The following is a 15,536-nucleotide window of genomic DNA, read 5'->3' on the forward strand; positions in this document are numbered from 1 at the left end:
CAATCCATGATAGGAGAGGCCCCGCCTACTCGACCATTTCGCGGAAAAGGTGTAGGGGAAGTTAAGCTGCTCCTATTCTCCTCCTGATCGGAAGGGATAATAGTACATTTCGCGAACAGCCGCAGGCAGGAACTGGGATGTCGGACCGGTCGACCCCGTGAGTTACAAGGGTCATGGGTATGATTGCTTCATTATGGAAATTCGCCAAAAGTATAAGGACCGGAGGCAAAGCCTCCGGTTTTTCTTAGTACAGAAAGTATTCATTTCGCTTAATCATTATTGCGAACTTTAACTTTCTGTAACGTTCAAAATCGGGCTTTTTGAACAACCGCTAATAGTGTTTTTCAGCGCTTGCGGAACTCGCCGATGACGTCTATCGTTTGGACGATGTTCACGAACGCTTTGGCGTCCACCTCGCCGATCAGTTTGCGAAGCTCGGCGATCTCGTAGCGGGTCGTCACCGTCATGAGCATGTCGCGTTCCTCGCTCGTGAAAGCGCCCCTAGTCTTGATGATCGTGACGCCTCTGGGAAGCTTAAGCAGCCTGGAGGCAAGCTCCTGCGTCTGGTTCGTGACGATGAAGGCGGTCACTTTATGGTGCGGGGTATGGACGGCGTCAATTATTTTTCCCGTTAAGTAGATCGACAGCATAGAATAAAGAGCGGCGTTCCAATCGTTCTTCAAGAAGCCGAGCGCCGCGACGACGACCGTGTTCAGAAGCACGGTAAGAATGCCGACGGGAAGATCCCTCGAACGCGATATGATGGAAGCGACGATGTCGAAGCCGCCGGAAGATCCGCCGTACCTAAGGGAAACGGTCGACCCGAGGCCGACGAGCACCCCGCCGAACACCGATGCGAGAAGCCTGTCGTCCGTCAGTTTGATTTCCGGTACGACTTGCATGGAGATCGCAGTGGCGACGACGGTTACGACGCTGAGGAAGATGAACCTTTTACCGAGCACCCGATATCCCCAGAGCAAAATCGGAACATTCAGGGCAAAATACAACCAGCCGATATTCCATCCGACGACGTAACCGATGACCATCGCGACGCCGGACACTCCGCTGCTGAGCAGCTCGACCGGAATGAGCAGCAATTGGAAGCCGGCAGCGACGGCAATCGCGCTAAGAAGCATCAAAAATAAGGGGCCGATTATGGTTAATCTCTTCATCGTAGCACTCCTCGCCGAGTCGGATCGAGTCCTCCGATTAAGTTCCCCTAGGTTAAGGCGATCATGCAACAATTGGTATCCTTTTCCTAACACTGGAGTTTAAGAGCGGGTTCGTGCTATAATGAACTGATCATTTTTTTGGAAGCCGTAAGTTGAAGGCCCAACACAGAAGGAGATTGAAAAAGTTTGAGCACATTTGCAGAGTTTGGTTTGGAGTCCGACGTTCTTCAAGCCATATCGGAGATGGGATTTGAAGAAGCGACCCCAATCCAAGCGAAAGCCATTCCCGTTGCCATTGCCGGTAAGGATATGATCGGTCAAGCACAGACGGGTACGGGTAAGACCGCAGCGTTCGGTATACCGCTAATCAGCAAAATCGCGCAGAAGGAAGATCGCATCGTCGCATTGATTATGGCGCCGACCCGCGAACTCGCGATTCAAGTATCCGAAGAAATCGAGAAGCTTGGACGTTTCAAGGGACTTCGTTCCTTGGCTATATATGGCGGTCAAGACATCTCACGTCAAATCCGCTCCTTGAAGCGGAAGCCGCAAATCATCATCGGTACACCGGGTCGTTTGCTCGACCACATCAACCGCAAGACGATCCGCCTGGACGACGTCCAAACCGTCGTTCTCGACGAAGCGGACGAAATGCTCGACATGGGCTTCATGGAAGATATCCAATCCATACTGAAGCTCGTTCCGGAAGAACGCCAAACATTGCTGTTCTCGGCGACGATGCCGGCGAACATCCAGAAGCTGGCCCAACAGTTCCTGCGCGATCCGGAACATGTCAAAGTCGAATCCAAGCTGCTTAGCGCTCCGCTCATTCAGCAATATTACGTTGAAATCCAAGAACGGATGAAATTCGACGGCTTGTGCCGTTTGCTCGACATGGAACCGCCGGAGCTCGCGATCATTTTCGGTCGCACGAAGCGCCGCGTCGCGGAGTTGTCCGAAGCGCTCATGAAGCGCGGATACGCTTGCGACGGCTTGCACGGCGACCTGTCGCAGAACCAACGCGACACGGTTATGCGTAAGTTCCGCGATGGAAGCATCGACATTCTGGTCGCGACGGACGTAGCGGCTCGCGGACTCGACGTCTCGGGCGTTACCCACGTCATCAACTTCGACTTGCCGCAAGATCCGGAAAGTTACGTTCACCGGATCGGCCGTACGGGCCGCGCTGGCAAAGAAGGCACGTCTTGGTCGTTCGTTACTTACCGCGAGACCGACCATCTGCACTTCATCGAGCGCGTAACGCGTCACCGCATTTCCAAAAAAGTGCTGCCGACGATTTCCGAAGCGATGGAAGGCAAGCAAAAGATTTTGGCCGAGCGCCTCATGGACACGGTTCGTTCCGAAGAGGACGTCAATCCGTTCAAATGGGTGGCTAGCCAGCTTCTCGAGCAATACGATTCCGTCGAATTGCTCGCCGCGGCAATGAAATTGATGACGGGCGACAAGAAAGACGTGAACATCGAATTGACGCCGGAAGATCCGATCCGTTCGAAGAAACGCAAATTCGAAGGCAACCGCGGATCCGGCGGCGGTTACGGAAGCGGCGGACAGCGTCGTCCGTACGGCAGCGGTCAAGGCCAGAGCCAAGGCGGCAGCTCGTATCGTCAAGGCGGCCAAGGCCGCGGCGACTCGCGCGGAGGCACCGGCGGTTATAGCGGAGGCGGCCAACGTCGTCCTTATGGCGGCAGCGGAAGCGGCGGCGGCCAAAGCCGTTCCGGTTCCGGAGAAGGCTACCGCGACGCAAACCGCGGACGTCCGGAGCGTCGCGACGACTATCGCGGCACTCGCTCCTCGAACGAAGACTTCGTAAAGATCTAAATTAAATAGAAATTCAAAAAATCGGTTGTAAGTACCGAGAAGGTTGAAAAAAGCGGGGAATGAGGATCGGAGCGTAGGCAAACCTACGTGAGAACCGGAAGTCCCCGCTGAATTCAAGATTCGACGTCGAGTAGGCTTCCAGAGATACTTCGTAATCACAATCGGTTTTTTGAATTACCTCCAGGGAGGATACCCCATGGAAATGCGTGGCATGATGGGCGGCTTCTATAAGCTGTCCGAATGGATCATGAGATTGTCGGTTACGAATGTGTTGTGGCTCGTCACGTCCATTCCGTTTTGGTTCCTTCTGCTTACCGGCTTGTTGAGCGCGGAGAACACGGATCAATTGAAAGCGAGCATCATTACGCTTGCCATCGTCGCTCCGTTCACTCTGTTTCCTTCGACGTCGGCCATGTTCTCGTTAGCCCGCAAATGGGTGTTGGGAGACACGGACGTCCCGCTCTTCAAAACGTTCTTCCGCAGCTACAAGCAGAACTACGTTCAAGCGATGATCGGCGGCGTGTTCTACGCGCTGTTGTTCGCGATCATGATTATCGATTTCCAAGTGTATCTGAAGCAGATGAACGGCTTCGCGATTATCGCGTATTTGTTTATTGCCCTGATGGTGCTGTTGCTCGTTTCTTTGTTGCACTTTTTCTCTCTGTTGTCTCATTTTCATATGAAAACGATTCAACTACTCAAAAACGCGCTGATCTTGACGATCGGACGTCCGATTCGCTCGCTCATGATGGCGGTCGGAACCGTGGCGATACTGTTTATCAGCTTGCCGAAACAATTGGGCGGCATGAACTTTACGTTCCTCATCCCGTTTTTCTTCGGCAGCGTCATCGCGGTCTACACTTACTTTAACTTCAATATCATCATCCAGAAAATGATGCTGTTGAAGGATGCAGAAACCGAGTCGGACGATGGACGAGCTTCCGATTCCGAAGAAGAGAGCGACGCGTCCGAAGAAGATCGGCTGCATCAGAAGTAGACCCAAGGCTAACCATTTTACTTTTGCGTTCCGCGTGCTTATAATGAGAATACTCCTGCCTTGTGCGTTACGGCGCTTAATTGTTTTGAACCAATGTTTGTTTCCAGGGAGCTCTACATCGCCCGGTAGCTGACATGCCCCCGAAAAGGGAAGTCAAAAGCCGGTCTGCGGGCACCCACCTGCCAAAGCAGGTTCAGAAACATGCACGTCGGACGGCATAGGCGGGTTTTCTCTATCCTTGGACGTTTTGCCCCGAGGCGAGGCGTGGACAGGCATATAGCAGCGCCAAGGGTATCCGGAGGGAGAGAGGGCATTGAAACGATTTTTGATCGGTTTAATCCGCAGCCACGAGAATACGAGCGATAAAGCGAAGGATCCCAAGCTGAAGTCACATTATTATCGGCTTTCGAAAGACCGTACCTGGGAAGAAGTCAGCACCATTTTGAAAAAAATGAAGGGCTACAAAGTTCTTCACGAGGTACAGAACGTCGGAGAAATCGTGGTGGAGAAGAAATCGATGTCCGGTCGCACGATGGACATTACGATTCAGGTGGTCGGTACGAGCCCCGTCAATACGGCCGTCGACATATACTCCGCGTCCCGCGGATCGCTCGGCGACTTGGGAGCCAACTACCGGAACATCCAGGAGATTTATTCCGTTCTCGACAAGAAGTTATCTTCCTACAAATTATAACGCGGCTTCATCATAAAAAAGGCGAGGAAGGCGAATGCCTTTCCTCGCTTTTTTATACCGGATTTCATCGGGGTTAGATCAAGCTCTTCACGGCGGCGACCGCCGCTTCGTAGTTCGGATGCTCCGTCATTTCGTTCAGCACTTCGACGTAGGTGATCTTGTTGTCGCCGTCGAGAACGAAGATCGCTCTCATGTCGAGGTGGAGTTCCTTGATGAAGACGCCGTAAGCTTTGCCGAACGCGTTATCCTTGTAATCGGACAGCAGCACGACGCGGTCGACGCCGGCAGCGCCGCACCAGCGGGCTTGAGCGAAAGGAAGATCCGCGCTTACGGTAAGGATGACGACATTGTCGCCGAGCTTGGAAGCTTCTTCGTTGAAACGGCGAGTTTGCGCGTCGCAAACGCCAGTGTCGATCGAAGGAACGACGCTGATCAATTTGACTTTGCCGGCGTAGTCTTGCAGGGAAGCTGTTTCGAGCAGGTTCTTGTTAATAGTAAAGTCCGGAGCGATATCTCCCGCCGACAGCGTGGGGCCTACGAGCGTGATGGGATTGCCCTTCAAAGAAACGGAACGTTCTTGGGACATTTCGGTAATCCTCCTTATGGATGGTTTTGCCGTAATTATTATAATCGTTATCGAATACCGTTGTCCAATCGTTGGATGACGATCCGGGACGTTCGGAGAGGGCGGTCAACATGGAACTGAGGCAGTTGCAATATTTCGTTCAAGTCGCCCGGCTGCAGCACGTGACGAAAGCGGCGGAAGAGTTGCACGTGGCGCAATCCGCCGTCAGTCGGCAAATTCACCGGCTCGAGGAAGAGCTTGGCGTTCGCCTGTTCATGCAGCGGGGCAGGAACGTTCAATTGACCCCGGTAGGGCAGCTGTTCCTGCGACGGGCGGAGACGGTACTCGGCGACCTGGATCGCGCGGTTCTGGAAATTCACGAGTTCCTCGACCCGGAAGTCGGAGAGATCCGCTTGGGTTTTCCTCACAGCCTCGGCATTCATCTCGTTCCGCAAGTGGTGGCGGCTTTCCGCAAGCTTCATCCGAACGTGAAATTTCGATTCCGGCAAGGGATGTATCCTTCGCTCATCCGGGACGTCGTAGACGCCGAAGTCGACATCGCCTTCATCTCCCCGTTTCCGGAGAAGAACGGGCATGTGACGGGAGAGATCGTGCTTACCGAGGAACTGTTCGCGATCCTGCCGGACTCCCATCGTCTGGCGAAGGCGGAATCGATCAAGCTAAGCGAGTTGAAGGACGAGACTTTCGTTCTGTTCGGATCCGGGTATTCGCTTCGTCCGATCGTGTGGGATGCTTGCAAAGAAGCGGGCTTCACGCCGAATATCGGTTTCGAGGGAGAGGAGTCGGGAACGATCCGCGGGCTTGTCGCCGCCGGCATGGGCGTCAGCCTGCTGCCGGAGATGGCCATGTTCGAGACGAGTTCGATGATGCCGGCCGTCGTGCAAATCAGCGAACCGCGCGTGACGAGGACGATCGGTCTGATTCGCCGTTCCGGCGAGAAGCTGCCGCTCGTCGTTCGGATGTTCCACGAGTTTCTGATCGAGTTTTTCAAAACCCAAAACAAGTCGCCGTGACGATACGAAAGCAGAAAACCCCGCCATCCCGGCGGGGTTTTTGTTGCTGGCTTTTGCTGTTAATCATCATTGCTTCTGTTGAACATCCAAATATATTCAAGCAATTGGAGGACCGACATTAATGCGGCGGCTACGTAAGTGAGCGCGGCTGCGTTTAATACTTTGGCAACGCCGCCTTCTTCATGGTTTCTGATATATCCATTGCCAACGAGAATATCGCGCGCTCGCGAAGAGGCGTTATACTCCGTTGGGAGAGTGACCACTTGGAACAGAACTGCCGCGAAATAGGCGATAATCCCGATGAGCAATAAGCCGGGAAGTTTAAAAAGGAAACCTCCGATCAGAAGGAACGGGGCGATATTCGAAGTCAATCTAACCGTCGGAAACATCTTGTGTCGAAAAACAAGCATCGGATAGGAAACTTTATCTTGGATAGCGTGTCCGCATTCGTGCGCCGCAACCGAGATGGCAGCTATCGTCGATTCGTAATAAACGGATTGCGACAATCGGACGGTTTTCGCAATGGGGTCATAATGGTCCCCCAATGCATTGCTGCCCTGGATGGGTTCGATAGGGACATGGTGCAAACCGTTTACATCTAAAATTCGTCTGGCCACGTCATACCCCGTCATACCAGACTCGGGTCTTACTTTGGACCATTTGTTGAATGTGCCTTTCACCCGACTGCCTGCCCACATACTTAAGACAAACGCAAGCAAGATTGGCACTGTCCAAGGGGTAAAGAACATATCGGTTACCTCCGTTTCATGGAACGAGTTGACGCGCACCTTAAGCGTCACATGAGATTATTTTTCCCCAGAAGCAACAATAATGCTTCGATGCACGCGGCGGTCTGGGGAGTGATGGCTTGGAACAACCGCTTAGCTTGTTGGGGCTTGAGTTGATCCAGTACCGGCTCGAGTTCCTTGACTTCGCGTTCCAGTTGAGCGAGATGGGAATGCAACTCGGACAGCTTGCGCGTTACCGCCTCGTCAGGAACGACGCGGTTCAAGGAAGCGAATTGTTCCCGTATTTCTTCTAATGTGAACTTCTGCGCCTTCAACTGTTCAATACGGCGGATTCTCGATATAGTTTCATCGTCGTAGAGTCTGTAATTGCCCGTAGATCTCTTCGCCGGAGCGAGAAGGCCCAGACCGGTATAATAATCGATCGTTCGCGGGCTTATGCCGGCCAGCGCGGAAAGCTCTCCGATCCGGTAAAGGCGCCCTGCCTTAGACGTACCGTTCCGCATCGTTCAACCCTTCCTTCCTCTATATCGCTTGATGTTTCTATCATACAAAATGGCGAACTGTACAGTCAAACGTGATGCTTCCGCTCGAAATGCATGTCGTTAACGGTTTTCGCGAACGATCTCATGATGAGTGGTATGTTAACTCACATAAGGTTGAAAAAACTCAGCCTATGGGACAAATGGTCTATATGGTATGAATTAGGCGGGTAAGGGTCTAAATCTTAACATTAAACGCTATACATACCCTTAATGTTAGATTTTTGGCGTAATTCCTGAATTTTTTTACGGAAAGCGTATTGTCAAATCATGAAGATCAACCTATAATGACACTAAGCCTTTCTTAATATGTCATGAAACATTACACGTAGGGAGTGGTCGTAGTGGTTAAGAAAAGTTTGATCTCGGTGGGCGCGCTTTTGCTGCTCTTCCCGACAATGGCATTCGCGGATGATCCGTCCGCAGGCACGCTGAACATGGGTCTGAACGCACTGTGGGTCATGCTTGCCGGTATTCTGGTCCTACTCATGCAAGGCGGATTCATCCTTCTCGAAGCAGGATCGACCCGGATGAAAAACGCGGGCCACGTCGCCGGCAAAACGATCTTCACGCTCGGCCTCGGCTCCATCGTTTATTGGGCGGTCGGCTACGGCATCAGCTTCGGCAGCGAAGCATCAGAATCGTTGAACAAATTCATGGGCGTCGGCAGTTTCTTCTTTGATCCGGCTGTCGCTTCCACGGACGGTTCGACGCCGACGACCATCTTCTTCATCTTCCAACTGGCGTTCGCCGCCGTATCGCTCTCGATCGCATGGGGCGGATTCGCGGAACGCGCTAAATTGTCTTCCTACCTCATCTTCACGCTCTTCTTCGTATCCGTCATCTACCCGGTCATCGCGCACTGGATCTGGGGCGGCGGCTGGCTCGCCAAAGACGGAGCACAAGACTTCGCGGGTTCCACAGTCGTTCACTTGACGGGTGCCATCGGCGCTCTCGCGGCTACGATCTTGCTTAAGCCTCGTATCGGCAAGTTCAACAAAGACGGCTCCGCGAACGAAATTCTCGGTCATAACCAAGTGTTCACGGCGCTTGCCGTATTGCTCTTGTGGGTTGGCTGGTTCGGATTTAACGCAGGCAGCACGGTTATGGTAGCCGACGGATTCTTCGGTTACGTCGCGTTCAACACGCAACTCGGCGCGGCTGCGGGCGCGGTAGCGGCACTTCTGATCTCTTGGCTCGTCACGGGCAAAGCCGACATCACGGCGATGCTGAACGGCGCTCTCGCAGGCCTTGTCGCCATTACCGCATCTTGCGCGTTCGTAGAGCCTTGGGCGGCCGTCGTTATCGGTCTTGTCGCCGGCGTGCTCGTCTTCTTCAGCGCTAAGTTCTTCGAGAAAATCAAAGTCGACGATCCGATTTTCGCGCTTTCCGTACACGGCGCGGCAGGAGTTTGGGGAACTTTGGCGAATGGTTTGTTTGCAACGGAAGAATTGTCTGCCAAAGTAGCTATTGGCCAAGCGGGCTTGTTCGAAGGCGGCGGTTGGCACCAATTGGGCGTTCAAGCGGAATCGGTTCTCGTGTGCGGCGCTTTCGCGTTCGTCGCTTCCTTCATCGTCCTATGGGTCGTGAAACAAGTAATCGGCTTCCGCGTAACGGAAGAACAAGAGATCATCGGTCTCGACTTGAGCGAACACGGCAACTACGGTTATCCGGAACAAATGAAAAAAGCCGGCACATCGGTATAAGGTAAGCTCAAGATTCGGCCGGCGTATTCACAGGAGGGGTATAAACCGCATGTTCAATCCCATCAGGGAGAAGCGGTTGCTGGACATCGAAGGCGCCGACAATTTGACCGAATTGACATCGGTTAGACAAAGAGAACAATACCGGTTGGCGACGGAGCTGTCGACCTCTCCGGCGGCTGCGGTGGTCGAGTCGTTAAACGAACTGCATGACGCCTTGATCGCGAGAACGATCGCGCTGGCGGAGTACGATCTGGCACGGTTGGGGCTTGGCGCCCCACCCGTGCCTTATACGTATATGCTGTTCGGCAGCGGCGGGCGACACGAGCAGACGACCTACAGCGATCAGGATAGTTGTCTCATCTATGCCGACGCTTCCGACGTGGACGAAGCGGCGCGGTATCGGGCCTATTTTTCCCGCTTATCCGAGAAGATCGTGAACGATTTAATAACGATTCAATATCCGCCCTGCGAAGGTAACGTCATCTCGTCCAATGCCGAATGGTGCTTGCCCCTAAGCGGATGGGAAGAAAAGATCGACAGATGGTTCGCCGAACCGGGCTGGGAGAACGTGCGATACTTGCTGATCGTCGCGGACGCGAGGCGCGTATACGGCGACTCGGCGCTGGCCGACAAAGCGAAAGACCGGTTCTTCGGAGACGTGTTGAGCCGTCCCGTCATCGCCAAGCGAATGATGGAAAACACGATTCGCCACAAAGTTCTCGTAGGCGTATTCGGCCAATTGCTAACGGAAGAATACGGCGAAGACGCAGGAAGCTTGGACGTCAAGTACGGCGCGTACATTCCGATGGTGAACGCCTTCCGGTTGCTGGCCATTCAAGCGGGCATCCGCGAGACGAGCACGCTTGGGAGAATCGAGCGATTGCGGCAAGCGAAGCTGCTTAGCGACGAGGAGGCGGCGGAGTATGCCGAAGCCTTCACGTTATTTCTGAAGATCAGGCTGTTCACGGCGACGCCGGACGACGCCGGACGGTTGACGGCTTCCGGTAAAATCCCGGCCGAGAAGCTGACGAAGGAACTGAGAACGGTGCTGAAGAAGGCGCTCAAAGCCGGAAAAAAGATTCAACGAAGAGTGCAAAGGGAGATGCATGACCGCTTCGGCGGGAGGTGAAAGAGATGAAGGAACCCAAAGATACGAATTCGATGGGGAGAATGTGGAACTTATACAAGATGGGTGGGATTACCCCCGCCATCGCTTCCATGCTCGGTTCGACGAACGCCCAGCAGATGGCCTTCATCCGTTCGATGTCTCGGGACCAGCGTAAGGAAAGCTCCATGGAGCTGCAGCTCTCGGAGATGGAAGCCGTCGTGTTCGACTTGGAGACGACCGGGTTCTATCCGTACAACGGCGACGAGATCATCTCGATCGGCGGCGTCATTATTCGCGGAGGGAATTTCGACGAGGCGGAACCGTTCTATCGGCTCGTTAATCCGAAACGGAAAATTCCGCGGCATATTACGGAGCTTACCGGCATTACGAACGAGATGGCGGACAACGCGCCGGACTTGATGCAGGGGCTTCACGATTTCATGGACTTCGTCGGTAAAAGGGTATTGATCGCTCACGGCAGCGGGCACGACAAGCAATTCCTGAACAGCGCGTTATGGCGTACCTCCAAGGTGAACCTGACTCATCGCATTATCGATACGATGATGATCGCGAAATGGCTTGACCCGAAAGCGGTGCATTACGGCTTGGACGAAGTACTGGAGCGTTTCGGCGTCGAAGTGACGACGAGGCACCATGCGTTGCATGATTCGATCATGACGGCTAAGCTCTACTTCAAATTCCTTAAGCTGATTCTAGACAGGCAAGTCACGACGTTAGGCGAGCTTTACGCTTATTTAAGCCGGCACTGACGGACAATCGCCCATTACGGCTATTCCCTTGAGATGCGAAGCGGATCCCAACGGTCATCGGCATGATGACGGTGATACACGGCAATCCCGCGCTCGGCAGGCGAAACGCCGACTATCCAATACGTCCGCCACGGAAGCGATCCGTTCATGTCCCGTTGGCTGGGCAAGACCGATTCTTCGGGGTGGGAATGGAAGAAACCAACGATCTCTCGTTGGTTTTTTTGCGCTTCGAAGATGACGGATACCCAATCTTCGGGGTGAAACGCGAATCGTCTTTCGGGCGAGATGGCGGCATTGCGAACGAGACCGAACGCATCCGCGACGATTGCGTCGTCAGTCGCCGTACCATAGACGACGCCGCAGCATTCGAGCGGCAACCTCGCCAATGCGGCGGAGATCAAATCGTTTTCCAACTCTTCGCTTAATCGTACGATCATCCGCTCGTCCCCGCTTTCGTCCGCTATACGTTCAGTATGTCGAATCGAACGGGCGATGGCAACATGCGATCGCGGCTTTATTGGACTTGCTTGCCGGGTTTGACGAGGAAGAACACAAGCCCCAGGGCGACGAGGGACAATGCGGAAACGGTGATGAACACGAGCTGATGGGATTTGGCCATCATCCAGCCGAATAAGGGAGGACCGAACGCCACTCCGAAAAATCGCAAGCTGCTGTAAAGAGAGGTGATCATGCCTCGCTCGGCTTTCTCGACGGCGCCCGTGATCATCGTGTTCAGGCAAGGGAGGAGCAGGCCGGTACCGATGCTGCTGAAGGTCAACAACCCGATGAAGACGTACAAATTGGTATTAAACCAAATGGCCAGTGCGAGAGAAACGACCATCAATGCCAGACCGATGTTCATGAGCCAGCGCATGAGAATGCCGTTCTTTCGAATTTTCGTGCCCGTCACGTAGGCGGTCGCCACCATGCCGAGCAGCGGAATCGCAAGAACGAAGCCTTTGCGTACCCCTTCGATGGAATAAGGCGGCTTCTCGAGAATGTCGGAGAGGAAGAAAAGCACGCCGAACAGGATAAACAAGGCAAGCGAGCCGCCGAAAAAGGAAGCGACGAGCCAGCGCCCGTTTTTGGCGAATATTTTTTTGACGGAACCGACGTATTGTTTAATCGGCTTCGGCTCATCATTCTTGGCCGGTTCTTTAATGAGGAAAATCATGGCGAGCAAGGAGAGCGCGCAGAAAACGGGGAATGCGAAAAAGGCGGCGTACCAGACGATCAAGGCTAGCAAAGAACCCAAAATGGGACTGACGACTTTGCCCGTGCCGTTCGCCGCTTCGATAAGCCCTAACGCTTGGCTTTCCTGCCCGTCCTTATAGAGATCTCCGACTAGCGCCATAGCGATCGGGGCGGTGCCCGCCGCGCCGAGTCCTTGTAACGCTCTCGCCCCGATGAGAACGCCGTAGGAATCCCATACGACGCCGAATCCCGCCAGAATGCCCGCTCCTCCGTAAAGAATAAGCGACGGGACGATGACCGCTTTACGGGAGAATCGGTCGGACAAGTAACCGGCGATCGGAATGATAAGTGCGGCCGCGATGGAAAACAGGCTGATGACGAGACTCGTCTGAAATTGACTGATGCCGAGCTTGGCGCGAAGCGTCGGCAAGATCGGTACGAGCATGGAATTGCCGAGCACGAGCACGAGGGGAACGGTCGAGAGGGCGACGTATTCTTTGCTTTTGCTTTTGCCTTTTCCTTTTCCTTGATCGGCCTCATTTCCTCCTCGGCTTGCGCCTCCGGACCGGTCGTCAATATCGCTCGTAAAGGTGATCGTCAGCCTTCGCCGGGATTTCGTGGATACCGCCAATGCAATGCCTCCTTGCGACTAATCGCGTCCTTATCGGACGCGCGGGTTCGAACATCGCTCCGATGGATAACGGAATTAACCTTCCCGGGAGAGGTGACGGATATGCGAATTCCGGCCCGAAACGGTTGGAACGGGCGGGCGAATGGGGTATGATAAGAGAAACATCATCGAGCGGGAAGAGTGATTCGCGATATGAAAAAGAACGTATTGATCTTAATCGCCGTGCTCGCGGTAGCCGCGGCGGCTTGGATATGGGATTCTCAAGGGAACGCCTCCGGCAAGGTGGCGGACAGCGCGGTAGAAGGCAACGCCAATTCGGACATTCCGTCCGCGCCGTCGCCGAAGGATAATCGTTACGCGCCCCCGATTTCGCTATCCAGCCTGGACGGGGCATCGAAGTACGAGATCGGCGGGAAACGCGACAAGGCGATGATCGTCAATTTCTGGGCGGCCTGGTGCGGCCCGTGCGAGAAAGAAGCGCCTGAGCTCAAGTCGATCTACGAGGACCACAAAGATAAATTGGATTTGTACGCGGTAAACGCGACGAAATACGACAAGCTCAGGGAAGCGAAAGATTTCGTCAAGGAACAAGGCTTCGATACGTTTCCCGTCCTGACGGATCCGGAAGGCGATGGCGTCGATCTGTACAAAGTGTCGTATTTCCCCGTCAGCTTCATTATCGATCGGGACGGCGTCATTCGCCACCGCGTCGAGGGAATCATCGACAGGAAGCAATGGGAACAATATTTGGCTGACGTGCTGTAACGGAATGAAAAAAAGGGAGGCCGCGGCAAGCCGCGGCCTCTCTTTTTTAACGAATCAGTGATTCGACAAGCCGTGAGTCCCGCCGACGAACTCGGGCACGTATTCGTCCTTGTCCATGCCAAGCAAGGCATAACGGATGCTATCGATGAGCGCTTCCCAACTGGCTTCGATGACGTTGGAAGAAACGCCGACCGTGCTCCACGTGTCTTTGAAGTTGGTCGATTCGATCAACACGCGGACTTTGGCGGCCGTCGTGTCTTTCTCGTCGAGCACCCGGACTTTGTAATCCGACAGATGTATGTCGCGAATGCCGGGATAGTATTGAACAAGCGCTTTGCGAAGGGCATTGTCGAGCGCGTTGACCGGCCCGTTGCCTTCCGCGACGGTGTACACTTGCTCGCCCGCGACCGAAAGCTTCACGATTGCCTCCGTCACCATGGCGCCGCCTGTCCGTTCGACCATGATTTTGAACGAGTCGACGATAAACGCTTGCGCCGTACCGCCGTATGCGTCTCTCAGCAGCAGCTCCAAGGAAGCGTCCGCGCCCTCGAATTGATAGCCTTGGTGCTCCAATTCTTTGATCCTATCGATGACTTCGCGGGATTTCATGTTCTCCGGGTTCACGTCGAGTCCCATTTCCTGCGCCTTGGACAAAATATTGCTCTGTCCCGCAAGCTCGGATACGAGCACGCGTTGCTTATTGCCGACGAGGTGAGGCTCGATATGCTCGTACGTCTTCGAATCCTTCATGATCGCGGAGACGTGGATGCCGCCCTTGTGCGCGAAAGCGGCGTTGCCGACGTAGGGCTGGTTCACCGGCATGTGAACGTTCGCGATCTCGCTCACGTAACGCGCGACGCCCGTCAACGATTTCAGTTGCTCGTCGCTTACGCAACCGTAACCCATTTTCAACTGCAACGTCGGAATGATCGAACAGAGATTGGCGTTGCCGCAACGTTCGCCGTATCCGTTGATCGTGCCTTGGATTTGCCTTGCTCCGGCCGCGACGGCCGCGAGCGTGTTCGCGACGGCAAGCTCGCAGTCGTTGTGCGTATGGATGCCGATCGGGGCGTCGATCTCGCGCACGACGCGGGAGACGATCTCGCCGATCTCGCCGGGAAGCGTGCCGCCGTTCGTATCGCACAGGACGATCCACGCCGCGCCGGCTTCTTTCGCTTTGGAGAGCGCCGCCAGCGCGTACTCCGGATTCGCTTTGAATCCGTCGAAGAAATGCTCCGCGTCGAACAACGCTTCCATGCCGCTATTCTTCACGTAAGCGAGAGACTCGTTGATCATCGCGAGGTTTTCCTCGAGCGTCGTCTGCAAGGCCGTATGGACGTGGAAGTCCCACGACTTGCCGACGAGCGTCGCCGCCCGCGCGCCGGATTCGATCAGATGCTTCAGGTTAACGTCATGCTCGCAAACGCTGTTTTTCCTTCTCGTGCTGCCGAAGGCGGTCAGCTTGGCGTTCAAGTTCAATTCCCGGACGCGCCGGAAAAACTCGATGTCCTTGCTGTTGCTGCCTGGATTGCCGCCTTCGATATAGTGGACGCCCATGGCGTCTAGCTTCAGCGCAATTTTGACTTTGTCCTCAGCGGTTAGGCTGATGCCTTCGCCTTGCGTTCCGTCGCGCAAGGTCGTGTCGAAAATCCAAAGGGGAGTTGACATGCGTAACCGTAAAGCCTCCTTAAGTAAAAAACAGGTGAAACTATTATACCATGGCGACCATCAAATGTAGAGGGCAACCGCGTTGCGGGCGGGTTCTTCGCACCG

Annotated in this window: 15 protein-coding genes and 1 other RNA gene; 9 read left to right on the forward strand and 7 right to left on the reverse strand. The window is 54.3% G+C overall.

Annotated elements, in window-relative coordinates; translation table 11 throughout:
• Window positions 1-344: 344 nt before the first annotated feature.
• Window positions 345-1,172, reverse strand: a complete 828-nt coding sequence (locus ACFPPD_RS14905; protein ID WP_209749364.1) for a YitT family protein — start codon at window positions 1,170-1,172, stop codon at window positions 345-347.
• 186 nt (window positions 1,173-1,358) lie between these two features.
• Between ACFPPD_RS14905 and ACFPPD_RS14910 the strand changes: the two genes are divergently transcribed.
• The 4 genes from ACFPPD_RS14910 to ACFPPD_RS14925 all read left to right on the forward strand — a co-directional run bounded on the left by ACFPPD_RS14910 (window position 1,359) and on the right by ACFPPD_RS14925 (window position 4,702).
• A complete protein-coding gene (locus tag ACFPPD_RS14910; RefSeq protein ID WP_209749365.1) occupies window positions 1,359-3,011 on the forward strand; it encodes a degradosome RNA helicase CshA in 1,653 nt (550 codons plus the stop codon).
• Between the two features lie 196 nt (window positions 3,012-3,207).
• The gene (locus ACFPPD_RS14915) at window positions 3,208-4,008 is read left to right on the forward strand and encodes a YesL family protein (RefSeq protein WP_209749366.1); all 801 of its coding nucleotides are present in this window, start codon (window positions 3,208-3,210) and stop codon (window positions 4,006-4,008) included.
• Between the two features lie 49 nt (window positions 4,009-4,057).
• Window positions 4,058-4,240, forward strand: a non-coding RNA gene (ssrS, locus tag ACFPPD_RS14920) — 6S RNA.
• A gap of 81 nt (window positions 4,241-4,321) precedes the next feature.
• A complete protein-coding gene (locus tag ACFPPD_RS14925; RefSeq protein ID WP_209749367.1) occupies window positions 4,322-4,702 on the forward strand; it encodes a DUF1499 domain-containing protein in 381 nt (126 codons plus the stop codon).
• 73 nt (window positions 4,703-4,775) lie between these two features.
• On the opposite strand, the gene tpx is transcribed toward ACFPPD_RS14925, so the two are convergent.
• Entirely contained in the window at window positions 4,776-5,288 is a 513-nt protein-coding gene (tpx, locus tag ACFPPD_RS14930; RefSeq protein WP_209749368.1) for a thiol peroxidase, read from the reverse strand.
• Window positions 5,289-5,398: 110 nt separating this feature from the next.
• Between tpx and ACFPPD_RS14935 the strand changes: the two genes are divergently transcribed.
• The gene (locus ACFPPD_RS14935) at window positions 5,399-6,301 is read left to right on the forward strand and encodes a LysR family transcriptional regulator (RefSeq protein WP_209749369.1); all 903 of its coding nucleotides are present in this window, start codon (window positions 5,399-5,401) and stop codon (window positions 6,299-6,301) included.
• 59 nt (window positions 6,302-6,360) lie between these two features.
• Here ACFPPD_RS14935 and ACFPPD_RS14940 read toward each other — a convergent pair whose 3' ends face one another.
• Both ACFPPD_RS14940 and ACFPPD_RS14945 read right to left on the reverse strand, forming a co-directional pair.
• Complete coding sequence (locus ACFPPD_RS14940; protein ID WP_209749415.1) at window positions 6,361-7,050, reverse strand: zinc metallopeptidase; 690 nt, start codon at window positions 7,048-7,050, stop codon at window positions 6,361-6,363.
• 47 nt (window positions 7,051-7,097) lie between these two features.
• Window positions 7,098-7,553, reverse strand: a complete 456-nt coding sequence (locus tag ACFPPD_RS14945) for a MerR family transcriptional regulator (RefSeq protein ID WP_209749370.1) — start codon at window positions 7,551-7,553, stop codon at window positions 7,098-7,100.
• A gap of 434 nt (window positions 7,554-7,987) precedes the next feature.
• Here ACFPPD_RS14945 and ACFPPD_RS14950 point away from each other — a divergent pair, with 434 nt between their 5' ends.
• The 3 genes from ACFPPD_RS14950 to ACFPPD_RS14960 are packed head-to-tail and all read left to right on the forward strand — an operon-like array spanning window position 7,988 to window position 11,173.
• Window positions 7,988-9,295, forward strand: a complete 1,308-nt coding sequence (locus ACFPPD_RS14950; RefSeq protein ID WP_209749416.1) for an ammonium transporter — start codon at window positions 7,988-7,990, stop codon at window positions 9,293-9,295.
• 49 nt (window positions 9,296-9,344) lie between these two features.
• Window positions 9,345-10,424: a DUF294 nucleotidyltransferase-like domain-containing protein gene (locus tag ACFPPD_RS14955; protein WP_209749371.1), complete on the forward strand. Its 1,080-nt coding sequence runs from the start codon at window positions 9,345-9,347 to the stop codon at window positions 10,422-10,424.
• Between the two features lie 5 nt (window positions 10,425-10,429).
• Entirely contained in the window at window positions 10,430-11,173 is a 744-nt protein-coding gene (locus tag ACFPPD_RS14960) for an exonuclease domain-containing protein (RefSeq protein WP_209749372.1), read from the forward strand.
• Between the two features lie 20 nt (window positions 11,174-11,193).
• Here ACFPPD_RS14960 and ACFPPD_RS14965 read toward each other — a convergent pair whose 3' ends face one another.
• Window positions 11,194-11,610 carry a M67 family metallopeptidase gene (locus ACFPPD_RS14965; RefSeq protein ID WP_209749373.1) on the reverse strand — a complete coding sequence of 139 codons (417 nt, stop codon included), beginning with the start codon at window positions 11,608-11,610 and terminating at the stop codon, window positions 11,194-11,196.
• Window positions 11,611-11,687: 77 nt separating this feature from the next.
• Complete coding sequence (locus ACFPPD_RS14970) at window positions 11,688-12,998, reverse strand: MFS transporter (RefSeq protein ID WP_209749374.1); 1,311 nt, start codon at window positions 12,996-12,998, stop codon at window positions 11,688-11,690.
• A 192-nt stretch (window positions 12,999-13,190) separates the two neighbouring features.
• Here ACFPPD_RS14970 and ACFPPD_RS14975 point away from each other — a divergent pair, with 192 nt between their 5' ends.
• Window positions 13,191-13,763 carry a TlpA family protein disulfide reductase gene (locus ACFPPD_RS14975; protein ID WP_209749375.1) on the forward strand — a complete coding sequence of 191 codons (573 nt, stop codon included), beginning with the start codon at window positions 13,191-13,193 and terminating at the stop codon, window positions 13,761-13,763.
• Between the two features lie 54 nt (window positions 13,764-13,817).
• On the opposite strand, the gene cimA is transcribed toward ACFPPD_RS14975, so the two are convergent.
• Window positions 13,818-15,431: a citramalate synthase gene (cimA, locus tag ACFPPD_RS14980; protein WP_209749376.1), complete on the reverse strand. Its 1,614-nt coding sequence runs from the start codon at window positions 15,429-15,431 to the stop codon at window positions 13,818-13,820.
• Window positions 15,432-15,536: the final 105 nt, after the last annotated feature.

The organism is Cohnella suwonensis, assembly GCF_042655365.1.
In the GTDB taxonomy this organism is placed as follows: domain Bacteria; phylum Bacillota; class Bacilli; order Paenibacillales; family Paenibacillaceae; genus Cohnella; species Cohnella suwonensis.

Bases quoted from the DNA above. Each gene is read 5' to 3' on its own strand.
- ACFPPD_RS14905 (WP_209749364.1), bottom strand. From the start codon at position 1,172: ATGAAGAGATTAACCATAATCGGCCCCTTATTTTTGATGCTTCTTAGC.
- ACFPPD_RS14915 (WP_209749366.1), top strand. From the start codon at position 3,208: ATGGAAATGCGTGGCATGATGGGCGGCTTCTATAAGCTGTCCGAATGG.
- tpx (WP_209749368.1), bottom strand. From the start codon at position 5,288: ATGTCCCAAGAACGTTCCGTTTCTTTGAAGGGCAATCCCATCACGCTC.
- ACFPPD_RS14935 (WP_209749369.1), top strand. From the start codon at position 5,399: ATGGAACTGAGGCAGTTGCAATATTTCGTTCAAGTCGCCCGGCTGCAG.
- ACFPPD_RS14940 (WP_209749415.1), bottom strand. From the start codon at position 7,050: ATGTTCTTTACCCCTTGGACAGTGCCAATCTTGCTTGCGTTTGTCTTA.
- ACFPPD_RS14945 (WP_209749370.1), bottom strand. From the start codon at position 7,553: ATGCGGAACGGTACGTCTAAGGCAGGGCGCCTTTACCGGATCGGAGAG.
- ACFPPD_RS14950 (WP_209749416.1), top strand. From the start codon at position 7,988: ATGGCATTCGCGGATGATCCGTCCGCAGGCACGCTGAACATGGGTCTG.
- ACFPPD_RS14955 (WP_209749371.1), top strand. From the start codon at position 9,345: ATGTTCAATCCCATCAGGGAGAAGCGGTTGCTGGACATCGAAGGCGCC.
- ACFPPD_RS14960 (WP_209749372.1), top strand. From the start codon at position 10,430: ATGAAGGAACCCAAAGATACGAATTCGATGGGGAGAATGTGGAACTTA.
- ACFPPD_RS14965 (WP_209749373.1), bottom strand. From the start codon at position 11,610: ATGATCGTACGATTAAGCGAAGAGTTGGAAAACGATTTGATCTCCGCC.
- ACFPPD_RS14975 (WP_209749375.1), top strand. From the start codon at position 13,191: ATGAAAAAGAACGTATTGATCTTAATCGCCGTGCTCGCGGTAGCCGCG.
- cimA (WP_209749376.1), bottom strand. From the start codon at position 15,431: ATGTCAACTCCCCTTTGGATTTTCGACACGACCTTGCGCGACGGAACG.